Source organism: Acinetobacter sp. 24-47-64 (assembly GCF_057737055.1).
This window is the reverse complement of record NZ_CM173215.1, coordinates 650,801-668,988: the sequence shown is the minus strand read 5'-3', so window position 1 is coordinate 668,988 and position 18,188 is coordinate 650,801. Positions and strand designations below refer to the sequence as shown.

The 18,188-nt window shown below is 39.7% G+C and carries 14 protein-coding genes; 6 read left to right on the top strand and 8 right to left on the bottom strand.

Going from position 1 to position 18,188, the window contains the following annotated elements; genetic code table 11:
- Nucleotides 1–94: 94 nt before the first annotated feature.
- The gene (gene secA / locus AC1M85_RS03220; protein ID WP_488213544.1) at nt 95–2,809 is read right to left on the bottom strand and encodes a preprotein translocase subunit SecA; all 2,715 of its coding nucleotides are present in this window, start codon (nt 2,807–2,809) and stop codon (nt 95–97) included.
- Nucleotides 2,810–3,139: 330 nt separating this feature from the next.
- On the opposite strand from secA, the gene AC1M85_RS03215 reads away from it, so the two are divergent.
- Nucleotides 3,140–3,781 (top strand): peroxiredoxin, encoded by a 642-nt coding sequence (locus tag AC1M85_RS03215; protein ID WP_488213543.1) that lies wholly within the window; start codon nt 3,140–3,142, stop codon nt 3,779–3,781.
- A gap of 142 nt (nt 3,782–3,923) precedes the next feature.
- On the opposite strand, the gene AC1M85_RS03210 is transcribed toward AC1M85_RS03215, so the two are convergent.
- From AC1M85_RS03210 to trpA, 4 genes are read right to left on the bottom strand one after another with little or no spacing between them, the layout of a single operon-like run.
- Nucleotides 3,924–4,886 (bottom strand): SPOR domain-containing protein, encoded by a 963-nt coding sequence (locus tag AC1M85_RS03210; protein WP_481592339.1) that lies wholly within the window; start codon nt 4,884–4,886, stop codon nt 3,924–3,926.
- Nucleotides 4,873–6,162, bottom strand: a complete 1,290-nt coding sequence (gene folC / locus AC1M85_RS03205; RefSeq protein WP_488213542.1) for a bifunctional tetrahydrofolate synthase/dihydrofolate synthase — start codon at nt 6,160–6,162, stop codon at nt 4,873–4,875. Before folC ends, AC1M85_RS03210 begins: the two co-directional genes overlap by 14 nt.
- Entirely contained in the window at nt 6,159–7,055 is an 897-nt protein-coding gene (gene accD / locus AC1M85_RS03200; protein WP_035267924.1) for an acetyl-CoA carboxylase, carboxyltransferase subunit beta, read from the bottom strand. The genes folC and accD overlap by 4 nt, the downstream gene beginning before the upstream one ends.
- Nucleotides 7,052–7,855, bottom strand: a complete 804-nt coding sequence (trpA, locus tag AC1M85_RS03195; RefSeq protein WP_488213541.1) for a tryptophan synthase subunit alpha — start codon at nt 7,853–7,855, stop codon at nt 7,052–7,054. Before trpA ends, accD begins: the two co-directional genes overlap by 4 nt.
- A 351-nt stretch (nt 7,856–8,206) precedes the next feature.
- Between trpA and AC1M85_RS03190 the strand changes: the two genes are divergently transcribed.
- On the top strand, nt 8,207–9,544 hold the full coding sequence (locus AC1M85_RS03190) for a Na+/H+ antiporter NhaC family protein (RefSeq protein ID WP_488213540.1): 1,338 nt from the start codon (nt 8,207–8,209) through the stop codon (nt 9,542–9,544).
- A gap of 62 nt (nt 9,545–9,606) precedes the next feature.
- On the opposite strand, the gene AC1M85_RS03185 is transcribed toward AC1M85_RS03190, so the two are convergent.
- Nucleotides 9,607–10,662, bottom strand: a complete 1,056-nt coding sequence (locus AC1M85_RS03185; protein WP_488213539.1) for a helix-turn-helix domain-containing protein — start codon at nt 10,660–10,662, stop codon at nt 9,607–9,609.
- A 141-nt stretch (nt 10,663–10,803) separates the two neighbouring features.
- Between AC1M85_RS03185 and AC1M85_RS03180 the strand changes: the two genes are divergently transcribed.
- Together AC1M85_RS03180 and AC1M85_RS03175 are read left to right on the top strand one after the other, a co-directional pair.
- Entirely contained in the window at nt 10,804–11,679 is an 876-nt protein-coding gene (locus AC1M85_RS03180; protein ID WP_035267930.1) for a metal-dependent hydrolase, read from the top strand.
- A gap of 157 nt (nt 11,680–11,836) precedes the next feature.
- Nucleotides 11,837–12,706 carry a metal-dependent hydrolase gene (locus AC1M85_RS03175; RefSeq protein WP_488213538.1) on the top strand — a complete coding sequence of 290 codons (870 nt, stop codon included), beginning with the start codon at nt 11,837–11,839 and terminating at the stop codon, nt 12,704–12,706.
- Nucleotides 12,707–12,760: 54 nt separating this feature from the next.
- Here the strand turns inward: AC1M85_RS03175 and AC1M85_RS03170 are convergent, their stop codons facing one another.
- Nucleotides 12,761–13,756 carry a DUF2804 domain-containing protein gene (locus AC1M85_RS03170; RefSeq protein WP_092768527.1) on the bottom strand — a complete coding sequence of 332 codons (996 nt, stop codon included), beginning with the start codon at nt 13,754–13,756 and terminating at the stop codon, nt 12,761–12,763.
- Nucleotides 13,757–13,887: 131 nt separating this feature from the next.
- Entirely contained in the window at nt 13,888–15,006 is a 1,119-nt protein-coding gene (locus AC1M85_RS03165) for a CaiB/BaiF CoA transferase family protein (RefSeq protein ID WP_180028605.1), read from the bottom strand.
- Between the two features lie 210 nt (nt 15,007–15,216).
- Between AC1M85_RS03165 and AC1M85_RS03160 the strand changes: the two genes are divergently transcribed.
- On the top strand, nt 15,217–16,227 hold the full coding sequence (locus tag AC1M85_RS03160; protein ID WP_092768523.1) for an AraC family transcriptional regulator: 1,011 nt from the start codon (nt 15,217–15,219) through the stop codon (nt 16,225–16,227).
- Between the two features lie 751 nt (nt 16,228–16,978).
- Nucleotides 16,979–18,184: an acetyl-CoA C-acetyltransferase gene (locus tag AC1M85_RS03155; protein WP_035267939.1), complete on the top strand. Its 1,206-nt coding sequence runs from the start codon at nt 16,979–16,981 to the stop codon at nt 18,182–18,184.
- The last annotated feature ends 4 nt before the right edge of the window (nt 18,185–18,188 follow it).

The window sequence follows — 18,188 nt, the reverse complement described above, 5'->3', positions numbered from 1 at the left end:
TTAACTGAGAAAATTGGCAATGCTTATTCACATGAACTGACCAAGCACTATAATAAAATAAAAAAAGCAGAACCTAAGTTCTGCTTCATGAAATTTAGATTTTACCGTGACACTGCTTGTATTTTAAACCAGAACCACATGGACAAGGTGCATTACGGCTTTGAGGTGGCGTAATCTCAACTTCATTCTGATCCAATTCTTGAGTATTAACTGTTTGCTCACCTGTTAAACCATCAACTTCAGCATGAGAAAGTGAAAGTTGCATCGCTTCAGCTTGAGCTTGCTGCTGTGCTTCCATTTCTGCCAGCTCTTCAGGCGTTGGTAAACGTACTAATGAAAGATCTGTCACAACATCAGACTTAATGACAGCTAACATATTTACAAACAGATTGAATGCTTCTTTCTTATATTCCTGCTCAGGATTCTTTTGCGCATAACCGCGTAAATGAATACCTTGACGTAAATAATCCATCGCTGCTAAATGATCTTTCCAGTGGCGATCTAAAGAACTTAACATAAAGTTTCGTTCTAACACTGCTGCAGATTCAGCACCCATTTGTTCACGACGCGCACGATAGCGTTGTAAAACCTCATCAGTAATACGACGTGCTAATGCTTCTTCATCTAATCGACGATCTTGATCCAACCATTGCTGCACAGGAAGATCAATATTAAAGTCTGAGCGTAATGCAGATTCAAGACCTGGGACATCCCACTGATCATGAATTGATTCAGGTGGGATATACGTTTCAATCACCCCTTTCATCACTTCTTCATGCATTGACTCGATGTATTCTTGCAATGTACTTTCTGCCAGAATTTCATCACGCTGTGAGTATATAATTTTACGTTGTTCGTTATTTACATCATCATACTTCAACAGGTTCTTACGAATATCGAAGTTACGTGCTTCAACCTTACGTTGGGCGTTTTCAATCGAACGAGACACCATTTTATGTTCAATGGCTTCATTTTCTTGCAGACCCATTGCACGCATCATTGCGACGACACGATCACCCGCAAAGATACGCATCAAATCATCTTCTAACGATAAGAAGAAACGCGAAACACCTGGATCACCTTGACGACCTGAACGACCACGTAATTGGTTATCAATACGACGAGATTCATGACGTTCAGAACCAATAATATGTAAACCACCAGAATTCAGCACCAGTTGGTTATTTTGTTCCCATTCTGCTTTTAAACGTGCTTCATCTTCAGGAGTTGGATTTTCAATTTTCGCCAGTTTCGCTTTCCAGTTACCACCGAGCAAGATATCCGTACCACGCCCTGCCATGTTGGTCGCAATAGTCACGGCACGTGGAGAGCCGGCTTGTGCAATAATATCCGCTTCACGCTCATGCTGTTTGGCATTCAGTACTTCGTGTGCGATACCCGCTTCTTTCAGTTTATCCGATAAGATTTCAGAAGCTTCAATTGTTGCCGTACCAATCAAAATCGGTGCAACACCAGCTTCATGAATTTTCTTAATTTCTTCAATAATCGCATTGTATTTACCATTACGATTCAAATAAATTAAGTCATTCAGATCTTTACGAATCATTGGACGATGGGTTGGAATCAACACCACATCTAAGCCATAAATTTCTTTCATTTCAGCAGCTTCAGTATCTGCTGTACCTGTCATACCTGAAAGTTTACGGTATAAACGGAAATAGTTTTGGAATGTGGTCGTTGCAAGCGTTTGGTTTTCAGGTTGAATTTCTAAACCTTCTTTCGCTTCTACCGCTTGATGTAAACCTTCAGACCAACGACGACCAGGCATCGTACGACCTGTATTTTCGTCGACAATAATCACTTCACCGTCATGGACAATATAATGCACGTTACGTTGATACAAGTAATGTGCGCGAATAGAAGCTGTCACATGATGAACAAGATTTAAGTTGGCTGCAGAATATAGACTCTCACCTTCTGCCAATAATCCCATCGCAATAAGTTCACTTTCAATGGCTTCAAAACCAGCTTCTGTGATTTCGACTGAACGTTGCTTTTCATCGATCCAGAAGTGCCCACCATCTGCAACTTTTTCTTCTTTTTGAGCATGTAACTTTGGCGGAATCGCATTCATTGCCGCGTAAAGTTGTGAGGAATCTTCGCTTTGACCCGAAATAATAAGTGGAGTACGTGCTTCGTCAATTAAGATTGAGTCAACCTCATCGATAATCGCATAGGCAAGACCACGTTGTTTTTTCTCGGCTAACGAGAACACCATATTGTCACGAAGATAATCGAAACCAAATTCGTTGTTTGTACCGTAGGTAATGTCTGCTCGATAAGCTTCTGCTTTTTCGACAGGATTCTGCATGGAGTAGATCACCCCAACAGATAATCCCAAAAATTCATAAAGTGGACGGTTTAACTCAGCATCACGTTGCGCCAGATAATCATTGACAGTAATAACGTGAACACCTTGTTCACTAATTGCATTTAAATATACAGCCAAAGTACCCATTAGGGTTTTACCTTCACCTGTACGCATTTCTGCAATTTTACCTTCATGTAGGGTAATACCACCAATCAACTGTACGTCATAATGACGCATACCCATAATACGCTTACCAGCTTCACGACATACTGCGAAAGCTTCTGGTAACAAGCGATCAAGACTTTCGCCGTTTTTATAACGTTGTTTGAATTCTTCTGTTTTTGCAGATAATTCTGCATCACTTAACACAGATATCGTCGGCTCGAGCGCATTGATCTTTTCGACAATTTTGCGCATACGCTTCAATTCGCGCTCGTTTTTAGTACCGAAGATTCCTCCGATCAGACTTGCCAACATATAGACTCTCTAAAACTTACTTATCAAAATGATTTTTCTCAAACGTTATTATGGTGCTAGAAATTTGAAGTACAAGGGTTTTAAACAAATGCAATCAAAAAATTTCTGGATTATTTTCCATGACGCATGAGCAACGGCGAGTTAATGTAGCAAATTTGATCAGAAATATATATCGTTCAAATTCAAATTTACGAACGTTTATTTGCCTTCAGACATTCAAATAAATCTGTTTTTTTCATAACCAAATAAAAAAACACTATTTTTAATTATAAAGAGTTTCCGCCATATTAATTTCAGCACATTAAGGTTTTGATAAGAATAGAGGTATATATGGCATTACGTTTAGGTGACACCGCTCCAGACTTTGAACAGCAATCAAGTGAAGGAGTAATTAATTTTTATGATTTGCTAGGAGATCATTGGGGAGTTTTATTTTCACACCCTGCCGACTATACTCCCGTATGTACGACGGAATTAGGTTTTACAGCAAAACTAAAAGACGAGTTTGAAAAACGTAATGTTAAAGCGATTGCTCTCTCTGTAGATGATGTTGAATCACATCATGGTTGGATTAAAGATATCAATGAAACTCAGTCTACCACGGTGAACTTCCCAATCATTGCTGATCAGGATCGTAAAGTTTCGACTTTATATGATTTCATCCATCCCAATGCCAACGAGACCCTAACGGTCCGATCTCTTGTGATCATTGATCCAAATAAAAAAGTACGCTTGATTATTACTTATCCAGCGTCAACTGGTCGCAATTTCCATGAAATTTTACGTGTTATAGATTCATTACAGTTAACAGATAACTATAAAGTGGCAACCCCTGTAAACTGGCAACATGGTGAAGATGTTGTGATTGTTCCGTCTATTAAAGACGAAAATGAAATTCAACAACGCTTCCCTAAAGGGTACAAGGCAGTGACACCTTATCTACGTTTAACACCTCAACCTGATCTTGATTAATTTTGACGAACCATCAAGTTTCAGCGTTTAGCCTATCCTCAGATAGGCTTTTTTTTGATTAAGGCTTATAATCTTTAACATATTGATTTAAAAAGGATTCAAATTATAGTTTGAATCCTTTTTTCTAAAACAAAGCAAGAAACTATTGACGCTTATCCAGTGGTACCCAATCAATCACCCATGCTGATTTCATATTTAAACTTGCATCACTGTTAATTTTCTTACGTAACGCATCTGCCGAATCACGATCTTTAGATGGACCAACCATAATTCGAATACCTTTCGACGTTGGACTCTTCGTTACCTTATATCCTTTGGCACGAAGCTTAGCCGCAAGCGCATCTGCATTCGCCTCATTCGCAGCCAATGCCACTTGAACCATCCATTGACGATCTCCATTTTCCAGCAGATCACGAGCTTTTTCTGCCTCAGCTTTTTTCTTCGCTTCTTCAGCAGCTTTGCGTTTTTTCTCTTCTGCAGCTTTTTTATCAGCTTCAGCTTTCTTCTTCGCTTCTTCTGCTTTACGTTTTTCCTCAGCAGCTTTTTGCTCTGCTGCTTTCTTTTCAGCTGCACGTTTTTCTGCTTCGGCTTTACGCTTTTGTTCTTCTGAGAATTTCGCCTGTTGTTCTTTTTGCTCAGCTAAACGCTTCTGTTCTGCTATGCGTTTTTCTTCAGCCAAACGCTTTTTCTTTTCAGCTTCATCCTCAACCAATTCAGGAGGAATATTGTCTGAACTTTGCTGAGCAGCGTTTCGACGAGCATTCATTGCAGCATATTCTTCAGCAGCGCGACGTGCGGCTTCAGCTTCGGCCTCTTGTTGCATTCTTAAATATTCAGCAGCACGCGCCTCTTGCTCTGCCACAGCTTTCTCACGAGCACGTCGTTGCTCTTCAAGTAAACGCTTTTCAGTTTCCACATCAACTGTGAGAGGTTGAAGTTGTACTGCTTCAGGTTCATTCTTTTTTTGTTGAACAGCTTCAACCGGTTGTTCAACATTATTTTGGTGGATCTCTTCTTTGCCTTTTAGAAGTAATGCTGCCAATAAAACACCACCACCCAATAAAACAACACCACCCATCCAGCGTTGTTTGTTATTCATTGACATTCTCTAAATACTCCCAGACCGCTTCTAAGGTATGAAACGAACCACACACCAAAATCAGCTGATTATTTTTTGTTTCTTCAAGTGCTGATTTAAATGCGACCTGTACATTTGAATACTGTTGTACTGTCTCACCTTGAAGCGCTGACTTTAATTGTTTTAATGGTGCTGCACGAGGCACATCCATCGGCGCAATTTTCCACATAAATACCGTGTTTTTCAATAAATTAACGACTGAATCTATATCTTTATCCGCTAACATCGAAAACACAGCGATAACTTCTGTGTACTGTTTATTGTATTCTAAATAATTTCGCAATTGCTTTAACAAAAATTCTACACCATGCGGATTATGTCCCGCATCGAAAATCACTGTTTTTCCTGCGATTTCCCTTATTTCAAATCGACCTGGTAAATGTGCTTGAATAATGCCCTGCTCTAGTGCAGTTTGAGAAATTTTCAATCCACTGACCAATAATGCAGCTACGGCAGTAGAAACATTATCTAGGGCCAACTGACCATATGGTAATTTTAAGGTCAGTGCTGAACTTGAAAATGTCCAAGTTTTACCATCACCATTTGCTTGATAAAAATAATCCTGATTTAGACATGACAGCGTCGCATTACATGCAATGACTTTATCCTGAATTGATGTTGGAAGTATTTGTTGCCCACCAAAAATGACTGGAATATCTGGACGAATAATACCCGCTTTCTCAAAAGCAATTTTTTCAATGGTGTCACCCAGCCAATCTGTGTGATCCAATCCAATATTGGTAATGACCGCAACCTTTGGATTAACGACATTCACAACATCCAAACGTCCCCCAAGTCCAACTTCCAATACCCAAACATCACATTTCTGTTGTTTGAAGATGACAAAAGCTGCAAGGGTTGTTGCTTCAAAAAAAGATAAACTTAAATCACATTCACGTCGTGCTTGATCAACTTGAACAAATGCTTCGATCAGAAGCTCATCTGAAACTTCCTGACCTGCGAGTTTTACACGCTCATTGAAACGATAGATATGCGGAGATTGATACAAACCGACTTGATATCCTTGAGCATTCAGAATAGAAGCTAAGGTTGTGGTTGTTGAACCCTTACCATTCGTACCAGCGACAGTAATGACTTTCGCTTGCGGGTGTGTAACGCCCAATTTTTCAGCCACAGGAATGACGCGTTCAAGCCCTAAATCAATTCCTGTAACGTGAACATGGCTCCAATAATCGAGCCATGTTTGTAAATTATCTGTACTGAGTGGAGCAGTGAGGTTCAAGGCAAATTCATCAATTTCGCTACGATACGATAAACTGTATCACGTAATGCGTGACGATGAACAATTTGATCGACTACACCATGATCAAGCAAGAATTCAGCACGTTGAAACGGCTCTTCTAACTTTTCGCGTACAGTCTGTTCAATGACACGTTTACCAGCGAAACCAATCATTGCTTTAGGCTCAGCGATATGCACATCACCCAACATGGCTAAAGATGCGGTCACACCACCATATACTGGATGAGTTAATACAACAATGTACGGAATACGAGCATCTTTCATTTTTTGAATCGCAGCTGATGTACGTGCCATTTGCATTAAAGATAACATTCCTTCTTGCATACGAGCACCACCAGAGGCAGCAAAACAAATCATTGGCTGTTTGGTTTCAATCGCACGCTCTGCTGCTTGTACAAATCGATCACCAACTACAGTACCCATCGAACCGCCCATGAAATCAAATTCAAATGCACAAGCGATTAAAGATAAACCTTTGATTTGACCTTCCATCACCACGAGTGCTTCAGTTTCGCCAGTTTTCTCTTGTGCTTCTTTCATACGCACAGGATAAGCTTTGCTATCCACAAACTTGAGTGGGTCTTTTGCAACAAACTCTTGACCTAATTCTTTTGCGGTTTGATCAAAGAACCAATTTAAGCGGTCACGTGCTTTCATTTTTAAATGCTCATCACATTGAGGACAAACATAAGCATTGAAAGACATCGCCGTACGAGTCACCAGAGCATGACATTCTGGACATTCAATCGTAGGCTCAGTAAACGTCGCTTTTAACGATTGCTGTTGATCAGGGATTTGAATACCTGGTACTGAACGATCTGTCCAAGGTGTTGCAGGTGCTAAAGTTTTCCCTGATTTAACTTCTTGATTCATACTAACTCATCGAGCGCTGCTCGAAGCTCCTTGACTTTATTGACCGCCTGTTCAACTGCTTGATCAGGAGTTGTCTGTGCAAATGGTTTAACAAAAGCACTACCAACAATGACCGCATCCGCTGCGCTTCCGATTGCTTTTGCAGAGGCTGCATCACTAATACCAAAACCTACACCAACAGGTATATCCGTCATCGACTTGATTTTTTCGATGCGTTGAGCAGCTTCATTCACATCTAAAGTCGCTGCACCTGTTACACCCTTCAAAGACACGTAATAAATAAAACCACTCGCTTGATTAGCGACATGTTGAATACGTTGATCTGTAGATGTTGGCGCCAACAAGAAGATCTGATCCATATCAAACTTTTTCAAGACAACATCGAGCGCTTGTGCTTCTTCAGGTGGTAAGTCCACCAACAGAATACCGTCCACACCACAGTCATGAGCAGTTGATACAAATTTTTCATATCCAATGACTTCTACAGGATTCAAATAACCCATCAACACCACTGGTGTATCTGTGTCCTTTTCACGGAATTGCTTGACCATTTCCAATGCATCCAATGTATTTGTACCGGCTGCCAATGCACGCTCAGCCGCAAGTGCAATCACTGGACCATCGGCCATTGGATCTGAAAATGGTAAGCCAAGTTCAATTACATCCACACCTGCTTCCACCATTTGATGTAACAAAGGAACCGTTACGTGTGGATGAGGGTCACCTGCCATGACATAAGAAACTAGAGCCTTACGCTGTTGAGATTTAAGCTGTGCAAATCGTGTGGCTAAACGTGACATAGGGATGTACTTTCCTTGAATTGTATAGAATTGAGGAGTTGGTTTTGTAAAATACAAGACGGCCCATTGTAACGCTATTTTTTACTCATTGAACAGAGTGTGATGAAAAGCACCAAACACTCTTTTCAGTTAAGTATTCCAAGTGCATATTTATCAATGTTTTGATTTTTTTAACAATGATCAAAAAGCTCGATTTTTTCTGTTTTTTCTAAATCATGAATATTTATATGAACTTATGTTTATTGATTAAAAATGTTTAAAAACAAATAGCTTAGCACTTACATTTTAACTTTTCTGAATTAGCCAAAGCTGTTCTATACTATACATGCTTACTCTTTTATTTCTTATGTTATGACCACAATCTCCCCAGGCAAAGCTTCTCCGCGAGCGCTTGCCCTTCTACCGCTTATTGTGTTTTTAGCCATTTTTTTGGGCAGCGGTATTTATCACACTCTGATTGGCACTGAGTTTGCCTTCTACCAAATTAAAGCACCCATTGCTGCTATCCCTGCCCTCATTCTTGCGGTATTACTTTATCGTGGCAAATTAAACACAGGTATAGATGAGTTTCTCCGTGGGGCAAGCCATCCTAATCTTATTTTAATGTTTATGGTCTTTATGCTGGCAGGTGCTTTTGCCAGTATTAGTAGCGCCATTGGTAGTGTTGATGCAACAGTACAATTAGGTTTATCTCTCATTCCTTCGACTTTTGTCCTGCCAATGCTCTTTGTTATTTCAGCATTTATTGCTACCGCGATGGGAACCTCGATGGGTACTATCGCTGCTTGTGCGCCGATCGCATTTGGCTTCACTCAAGTCACCGATATAAATCCTGTTGTTGCGATTGGTGCTGTGGTTGGAGGAGCCATGTTTGGTGATAACTTGTCTATGATTTCAGATACCACTATCGCTGCAACTCGTAGCCAACGTGTAGAACTAAAGGATAAATTTAAAGTCAATGTATGGATTGCAGTACCAGCAGCGCTTTTCACGATTTTGATTTATTTTGTGATGAGTCGTGATACGCAACAAATTTCTTTCAATGACTATAATTTTTGGCTGATTTTGCCTTATTTAGCCGTATTTGCTTTGGCTTTTAGCCGATTACATGTGTTGGCTGTACTTATGCTGGGCATTGTTATGTCTGGACTCGTCGGTCTGATTCAAGCCCCTGACTTTAACCTACTTAAATTAAATAATGCGATTTACGATGGCTTTTTGGGCATGTTTGAAGTCGCATTGCTTTCAATGTTACTCGGTGGTATTTCTGCCCTTATGCGAAAAGAAGGTGGCTTAGAGTGGCTAATACAACGCATTTATCAACTTACGCGTTTATTCAAAGTGGGGACGCAAAGAGCTGGTGAAATCGGAATTTGCCTTCTGGTGATCTTGTCTAATTTCTTTGTGGCGAATAATACGGTTGCCATTATTCTATCTGGCGATATGGCACGTGAAGTTGCTAAAGAATATGGTGTTGACCCAAAACGCTCGGCTGCTTTGTTGGATATTTTTTCTTGTGTTGTTCAAGGCTTAATTCCGTTTGGCGCACAATTATTATTGGCGTGTTCAATTGCAAAATTATCGCCAATGGAAATGATCCAAAACGTTTTTTACTGCTGGATCTTAGCGGTGATTGCTATACTCTCCATTGCTTTTAGATATCCCAAAATACAGATGAATCAATTTTAGACTGGCATAAAAATGAAGTCTTTAAAGGTAAGCTACATGCTTACCTTTTTTATTTCCATAATCTAACTTAGATTATGGTGTTGAGTTGGTCGTTGTTTAAGTTGTTTTTTAAACTGCAACAGCGTTATTCCATTATACATTTTAAATGCTCTAGCAAGCGCAGACTGATCTGAGTAACCGAGTTGCACTGCGATATCAGTTAACTCTAGCCCCTGATTTAATAGGCGCTCACATTGTGACATCCGCTCTTGCTCAAGTATGCGTTTAAATGATGTTCCGCGATCTTTTAATTGTCGTTGCAAAGTCCTCACCGACAAACATAATTCTGTCGCAATATCTTCAATCTTTGGCGCTTCGTGACGAATACGCAAATACTCAGCAATAATTAAGTGGAGTTGCCGATCAAGACTCGATTGCACGGGTTTTGATGCAATCGCCTCTTCCGCTTGTTGAACCAACAATTGCATAAGTGAAGGATCTGCTTGTTGGGGTTTTAGCTGCAACCCCTGAGTGCGAATTTGAAACTGATATTCAACTTGGCTGAACTCTACCTGACAACCATAGAACTTTTGATATTCATACAATGGTGCGATAGCTTCATGCGCCATGATCACTTTATACAGTGGAAAGGTATCATGCACTAATATTTGCTTTGCCAATGAGACCATCATGGCATTCGTCAACTCATTGATAAAATTATAGTCATCACAAATAAACGGCCAGCTTAAAATCAGTATTTCACCGTCCTGATGGATCTGCATGGGTGTAATCTCTTCACCATCAATCACCAAGCGGCTAAATCTTAAAATATAGTTCAGTGCTTCCGCCACCGTCTCACTTCGTGTCGCCATATATCCAAGCACACCAAAATGCTCAGGTTTCACATATTGAGCCATTTCAAAAATATAATTGGCGCGATTCAAATAAACCTGCGTGAGAGAATTAAGCTTTAAGAAAAAAGAATAAGATGATTGCATGGCAATCGGTGCTGCCAAAATCTTATTCAGCGTATCAACATCCTGATTTAATGCAGTCTTTATCTCTTTATCGAGCTGTTTCACTTGAATAAATGTTTGCCATAAATGGAAATATCCATTGGGTATTTGAATATCTTTCACGATGCACTATTCCTTTAGGCAAAATTGACTTTATTCATTTTCATTTGTCGTAAAATGTATAAAAAATGGCAAGTACTGTCAAAACAATCAGACCAATGCCATACATACTTAAACGATCTAAAGCGGATGAATGAAAATAAGATGAACGCATTGGTAAAATATCAGGTTGATCCTGTCGTACGCACGAATCTCAATTTCAAGCTCTCAGAAATTCCTCGTTTTTGGTTTGGTGGAGATCCATTCAAAACCCGTATGTTTGATGCATTGAGTCTAACTTTCCCAGACGGAGAGCGCTACTTCATTGAATCAGTTCGATTATTTAGAGATAAAATCAAAGACCCTGAATTACAAAAACGCGTCGCAGATTTTATTCGACAAGAAGCACAGCATGGAATTGCGCATGACAAGATGAATCAGGTCATGAAAGATCAAGGTATGCCTGTCGATCAATTTATTAAAGTTCTTAACAAAATTTTTAAATTCGAACTGACACGTCGTTCACCTCAATACAATATTGCCATGACTGCTGCAGCCGAACACTTAACTGCATTAATGGCTGATACTTTTTATAGTCAAAAAGCAACCCTTGAAGATGCTCATCCCTATGTACGCGCGCTTTTAGCATGGCACGCTATCGAAGAGATGGAGCATCGTGATGTGGCTTTTGATGTCATGAAACAAGTCGGCGATGTTCCAGAACTCACTCGACAATTTGCTTTGGCATTTACAACTTTCATGATGCTTGGATTTACAACTTATCGTGCCAATATCATGTTGAAGTATGACGGATTTAGTCGTTTAGACCGTTTCAAAATGACCGTCAAAGGACTTCCATGGTTTATCGGTCGAAATGGCATGTTAACGAGAATGAAAGGTCCATACTTAGATTGGTTTAAAAAAGACTTTCATCCAAGCCAACATCCTGTGATTGCCCAATATGATGTCTGGGTAAAAACATTAGCCGAGACCAATGATCCAATTCAAGCTGGTGAAGCATTCTGGCAAGCAGCTCGATAATATTCCTATCGCCGGCTAAATCATTTTTATTCGGATGATTTAGCCGACATTACTTACAGTTTTAATCTCCTTCTCTCTTCTTTTGTCCTGTAGAGATAATGACCTTAATGTGATTTTTTTACATACTTGTTCTTTCTGCATAAGTGATAAAAATAAAATGAATGCAATTACCACATACCATCCAGTGATTCGTAAGCACCTTGATTTCCGACTTAACGAAGTACCACGATTTTGGTTTAACAACGATCCTTTTAAAACACGTGTATTTGATGCTTTGAGTTTGACATTTCCAGATGGAGAACGATATTTCATACAGTGTGTCCGACTATTTCAACCGCATATTCAAGATCCTGTCTTAGCCAAACGTGTGAAAGACTTTATTCAACAAGAAGCGCAACACGGTATTGCCCATGACAAAATGAATAAAATTTTAATTGAGCAAGGTATGCCAATTGAAAAATATATTCATCAAGTCAATCAACGTTTCAAACATGCGTTAAAAAGGTATCCTGATCGTTTTAATATTGCGATTACCGCTTCATGCGAACACTTAACCGCTTTAATGGCAACGACATTTTTCAGTCATAAAAGTACGATGGCCCATGCACATCCTTTTGTCCGTGGTTTATTTGCATGGCATAGTATTGAAGAAATGGAACATCGCGATGTTGCTTATGATGTCATGATCGAGGTAGCGCAGACTTCAAACCTTACACGTTATACCGTCTTGGTTTTAGTTACGCTTATGATGTTTGGATTTACCATGCAAAGAACACATGGACTTCTCAAACAAGATGGCTTTACTCGAATTGAAAGGTTAAAAATGTTTGCTCAAGGCTTGAAATGGTTGCTTGGGAAAGATGGCATTTTAACGGCAAAAAAACGAGAATATTTAGACTGGTTTAAACCTGATTTCCACCCAAACCAACACCCTATTATTCATCAATACCAAGTTTGGGTTGATACGCTCGCTGAAACTCAAGATCCAATTCAAGCAGGTGAAGCTTTTTGGCAAGCTGCGATATAAAAAAGAATGTAAAAAAAGTCCGATCAATCGGACTTTTTTGTTGTTATGACGCCATTACCATTTAGCGTAATGTTGCTCTAATAGTCCATACTCTTGATTAAGCTCAATATGCTGACCATCATCTGAAATAATAAAACCCGTAATTTTAGATTGCCACTGACTGAACTGGCTGCCTACCATTCTAAGATTAAGATTTTCATAACGGCGCCAGCCTGTTTCAATGGTCAATTGTAATTTGTCATCCATAGATCGTATGGTCCACATCTGATCATTTTGCATTTCAAAAAGAACATCCGTCAACGCATAAAGGCGCCCATTAATCCACAAACAGTTTTCATTGCCAAAGCTTTCATTCACGCCAGAGGCAAGATTCAAACCCACACGGTTTCCTTGCGCATCCCAAAAATTAGAAGATAGCCAAAACCAAGCCGTTTCAGGTCTTAGAAAACCGCAAGTATCATCAAGCGAAGCAAAAGTTCGTGAGTTAAATTCAATTTTTTCTTTTTGTTTATTAATGAAATACCCTTCAACGGCCAATGTAGTTAGTTTCTGAGTATAGGTCCAACCATTAATACCAGTAGGACTGCACATCGACAAAGGATCTGTTCCAGCACAAAAGATTCGTGCAGACAGTTTTTCTTCACCATGTTTGATCACTTTGATATAACGAACACCATTAGCATGTTGGATATCGAGTTGGATTTTTCCATGTTGAAAATGGCTATGATTAAATAGTGGCTGTTCATCTAGAACCGTACTGTGTGCCAATACATTAATCGCATTCCACTCGACGACTTGTCCGGTGTTATGGTCATAGATATAGATGAAACCATGTCCCGCCCAAGCGATATCGACGATAGCCATCCCAATGCTGTATTGCTCATGTTGGATACTACAAAACTTAAATTTCTTATATTTAAGTTTTTTTCTCCACCCTTTGAGCACTTTGCCATATGGCGTTTTATAAATATATTTTGAAACAGAAATTGCGCTTGGCAATTCTGTAAAACGCCCATAGCGCGGTTGACCATTTACTTGAATTAAATCCATTGGGACTCAGCCTAATTTCATTCCATGATAATTATAGACTTTAGTCTAAAGTATTTCATTTACTGTGTGACAGCATAGACTAAAAAACCGATACAGATCGCCTCTTTTTTCTCATATATTCAATACTTTGACTACCAGTTCCCTTCACCCAGTGTTTGGCCGATATAATGATACTGTGCCTTGGATCTTGAAAATTTAATTGGGCAAGCCAACTGTTTTTCTACCTCATTTGCATCTTTCCTTAGAGGTACATCTACTGTCCAAGCACGTTGTTGAGCCAAATCTGACGTCAGAGCTTCGTCTAGATTTAACACAGGTTCTACACATACGTCTAATTCAGAAAATGTTTTACGCCATACATCAAAACTTTTTTCCCTGATTTTATCAGCGATCGCAGCCTTGACTGCTTTTCGATCTTCAACATCAAATGAGGTTCCTTTTTCCAATAATATAGGCAGTTCTAATGTAGTTGCCAGACCTGTCATAAATTGGGGCTCTAGACTCCCAATTGAGATATAGCGCCCGTCTTGCGTTTGATAATAGTCATAAAATGTTCCCCCATTCAGATGTTCATTTTCAGGGTGTTGATTCTGTCCACCTGCAAGTACAGCTGCCGCAGCCATATTGTTTAAGGTCACCGCACAATCCGTCATAGAGATATCAATATATTGACCTAAACCACTCCGTTGCCTTTCAATCACGGCTGTTAAAATGCCGATCACTGCGTGTAAAGAACCGCCTGCGACATCAGCAATTTGAATCCCCATAGGTGGTGGTCCACTTTCCTGCCGACCTGAATGCCCAGCAATCCCTGAGAGCGATACATAATTAATGTCATGTCCCGCTTTATCTTTATAAGGACCTGTTTGCCCATATCCTGTTATTGAACAATAAATCAGACGTGGGTTTATTTCAGATAAAGTTTGATAGTCGAGTCCTAAACGTCGCATCACTTCAGGACGGAACTGCTCAATGACGATATCGTATTCTGAAATTTTTGATTTAATGAGTTCAATACTCTGACTATCTTTTAAATCTAGAGCAATCGACTGCTTGTTACGATTCAAATAACTGTGCGCCGTGGCTTGACCATTTGCATAAGGTGGCAACATTCTGACAAGGTCTGGTCGATTTGGTGACTCTATATGGACCACCTCTGCCCCTAGATCTGCTAAATACAAGGTCGCAAAGGGTCCGGGTAATAATGTGGAAAAATCTAAAACTTTCAATCCCTTTAATGCAGCTGTCATTGTTATTTTCACCAAGAATATGTTGATTTTTCACCCATAATAGAAATATAAAACAAGATTAACAATGTCATGTTCAGCCATTTACCTTGATCATTTCGGCAATTTATGATGTAAAAGAGCAATTACTCTAGTGATAATTGCCAATTAAATTATTTTTTGTGTCATTTAGGTCAAGTAGCAGTGAACATCAAAGAGACTGAAGGATTTAACATGAGTCGCGATACGATAAGTATCCATTTTGTGAATGCAGCCCTGACTGGGGTAAAACGTCTAGGGATGGATGTTGACACTTTACTTTCACATGTCGGCATTGAAGCTGAACTACTCCGCCAACCTAAAGCACGTATTTCTCCTGAGCAGTACACACGCTTTGTTAAAATGCTGTGGATGGTCACCCAAGATGAACACGTTGGTTTTGATATCCAGCCACGTCGCTTAGGGACCTTTGCGATCATGTGTCAATTGATCATACATGCCAAAACTTTAGGTGATGCGCTTGAGTTATCATCACAGTTCTACAAGTTATTTGGTGATGAGTGGTCTGTGACTTTAGAGCGCGATAAGCATGAAGCACGCTTAGTTCCACTCATTCCAAAAACAATGGATCCTGACCATTTCATTACTGAAAGTATGCTCATGATCTGGCATGGTTTGGCATCGTGGCTCATTGAGCGTCGTATCCCGTTAGAGCGTGTACATTTTTCATATCCACGCCCACAACATGCAGATGAATATGATGCGTTATTTTTTGCGCCAGTAATCCAATTTGATTCAGCTCGTACTGAAATCACATTTGCTGCAGACTACTTAGATCTTCCAATTCGCCAAGATGAAAACACCTTGGAAGAGTTTCTAAAAGGTGCTCCAGCGAAACTGTTGGTGAAATTCAAGAATACCAATTCACTCACATCACGTATTCGCGAAGTATTGAAGAGCCAAATTGGTGAAGAAATGCCAACATTAAATGATGTTGCAGCCATGCTCTATTTATCACCACAGACGCTTCGCCGTCGCTTAGCTGCTGAAGGTAAGAGCTATCAAGGTGTGAAAGATGCTTTGCGTCGAGATGCCGCAATTCACTTACTTTTAAACCCATCTTTAACTTTAGAAGATGTGGCACAACAAGTCGGCTTTAGTGAAACCAGTACCTTCCACCGAGCATTTAAGAAGTGGACAGGGGTAACACCAGGACTGTATCGTCAATTACATGGTTATCATTAATTTATTCAAACATAAAAAAAGTCTGACATTGTTCAGGCTTTTTTTACATATGGATTTAAGTGCTTATTTATTTTACAAAAATATTCAAGTTGAAATTAAACTATTCGGAATATTTAAAGGAATAATAAGATGACACTTACTACAATCCTGAAATCAATTTTGATTGGAATAGCAATTTATTTTTACAGTGTAAAATCGCACAGCTCTCGACCTCAAGCTGATATACAGTACACTTATAATATTGTCGGAGAAAATGCATATCAAAAAATTTACTTAAAATAGCTGGTCAAAAAAAGCTGTATCTAAATTTCATGAATGTACTGCTCATGTTCTGTCAGAACCATTTAACCAATACGATCCAAATGCAATCAAAGTTGAAATCAACGGATTAACAGTTGGCTATTTAAGTAAATTAGAAGCAGAAAAGCTGAAAGGGCAGATTATCAATAAAAAAGTGCCCGCTGTAATTAACGGTGGTTGGTATGTTGATGAAGATGATGAAGGTTCTTATGGTGTAAAGCTTGCCATATCAAACGCCAAAGATTTGATATAGCAAAATTATAATCAAAGCATTCACAATACAAATTTGTTTTTTAATTCGTCAAAAACTTTCATTTCACAATCTAAAACATTTAATTTTTCAGTGACCAAAAATATCAAACGACTCATCCGTTCTCGTCATTGCACAATCACATAGATCATCTACACTCAAAACACCATAACAATTTCAACCTATAAAAAAGGAACTATTATGAGCGAGGCTTACATCATTGATGCCATTCGCACACCACGCGGAAAAGGAAAAAAAGATGGTTCTTTACATGAAGTAAAACCAATCACATTACTCACAACACTGTTAAATGAACTTCAAACTCGCCATCAACTCGATACTTCTAAAGTCGATGACATCGTGCTGGGTTGTGTAACTCCAATTGGTGATCAAGGCGGTGATATCGCTAAAACTGCTGCAATTGCTGCAGGCTGGAATGATGATGTAGCAGGCGTTCAAATCAACCGTTTTTGTGCTTCAGGACTAGAAGCTGTCAATCTTGCTGCACAGAAAGTTCGTTCAGGCTGGGAAGATGTTGTCGTTGCAGGTGGTGTAGAGTCAATGTCGCGTATTCCAATGGGCTCCGATGGTGGGCCATGGGCACTCGATCCAGAAACAAACCTGAAATCTACCTTTGTTCCACAAGGGATTGGTGCTGATTTAATCGCAACTTTAGATGGATACTCTCGTGCTGATGTAGATGCTTTTGCTGCAGATTCACAAAAGAAAGCAGCAGCGGCTCAAGCGAATGGTTACTTCAATAAATCAGTTGTACCAGTAAAAGATAAAGCTGGCGTTGTCGTTTTAGATAAAGACGAGTTCATCAAACCAACGACTACCGTTGAAGGCTTAGCCAAATTAAATCCAAGCTTTGAAATGATGGGTGGTATGGGATTTGATGCAGTCGCATTACAAAAATATCCAGAAGCTCAGAAGATTAATCACGTTCACCATGCAGGAAACTCTTCAGGCATTGTAGACGGCGCTGCTGTTGTTCTACTTGCATCTGAAAAAGCGGTTCAAGAACAAGGCTTAAAACCACGTGCCAAAGTATTAGCAACTGCGCTTGTCGGAACTGATCCAACAATCATGTTAACTGGTCCAGCACCTGCGGCACGCAAAGCTTTGGAAAAAGCTGGCTTAACCATTGATGATATCGATTTATTTGAAGTGAACGAGGCGTTTGCGGCTGTAGTAATGCGCTTTATTAATGAACTCAATGTCGATCCTGCAAAAGTCAATGTAAATGGTGGTGCAATTGCAATGGGTCATCCACTCGGTGCGACAGGTGCCATGATTTTAGGTACGTTGCTCGATGAACTTGAGCGTCAAGGTAAAAAACGTGGCTTGGCTACACTGTGTGTAGGTGGTGGTATGGGTATCGCAACGATCATTGAATTGGTATAAGGAG

Excerpts from the sequence above, each read along its gene's own strand:
- secA (WP_488213544.1), bottom strand. The coding sequence starts at position 2,809 with ATGTTGGCAAGTCTGATCGGAGGAATCTTCGGTACTAAAAACGAGCGC.
- AC1M85_RS03215 (WP_488213543.1), top strand. The coding sequence starts at position 3,140 with ATGGCATTACGTTTAGGTGACACCGCTCCAGACTTTGAACAGCAATCA.
- AC1M85_RS03210 (WP_481592339.1), bottom strand. The coding sequence starts at position 4,886 with ATGTCAATGAATAACAAACAACGCTGGATGGGTGGTGTTGTTTTATTG.
- accD (WP_035267924.1), bottom strand. The coding sequence starts at position 7,055 with ATGAATCAAGAAGTTAAATCAGGGAAAACTTTAGCACCTGCAACACCT.
- trpA (WP_488213541.1), bottom strand. The coding sequence starts at position 7,855 with ATGTCACGTTTAGCCACACGATTTGCACAGCTTAAATCTCAACAGCGT.
- AC1M85_RS03190 (WP_488213540.1), top strand. The coding sequence starts at position 8,207 with ATGACCACAATCTCCCCAGGCAAAGCTTCTCCGCGAGCGCTTGCCCTT.
- AC1M85_RS03180 (WP_035267930.1), top strand. The coding sequence starts at position 10,804 with ATGAACGCATTGGTAAAATATCAGGTTGATCCTGTCGTACGCACGAAT.
- AC1M85_RS03175 (WP_488213538.1), top strand. The coding sequence starts at position 11,837 with ATGAATGCAATTACCACATACCATCCAGTGATTCGTAAGCACCTTGAT.
- AC1M85_RS03170 (WP_092768527.1), bottom strand. The coding sequence starts at position 13,756 with ATGGATTTAATTCAAGTAAATGGTCAACCGCGCTATGGGCGTTTTACA.
- AC1M85_RS03165 (WP_180028605.1), bottom strand. The coding sequence starts at position 15,006 with ATGACAGCTGCATTAAAGGGATTGAAAGTTTTAGATTTTTCCACATTA.
- AC1M85_RS03160 (WP_092768523.1), top strand. The coding sequence starts at position 15,217 with ATGAGTCGCGATACGATAAGTATCCATTTTGTGAATGCAGCCCTGACT.
- AC1M85_RS03155 (WP_035267939.1), top strand. The coding sequence starts at position 16,979 with ATGAGCGAGGCTTACATCATTGATGCCATTCGCACACCACGCGGAAAA.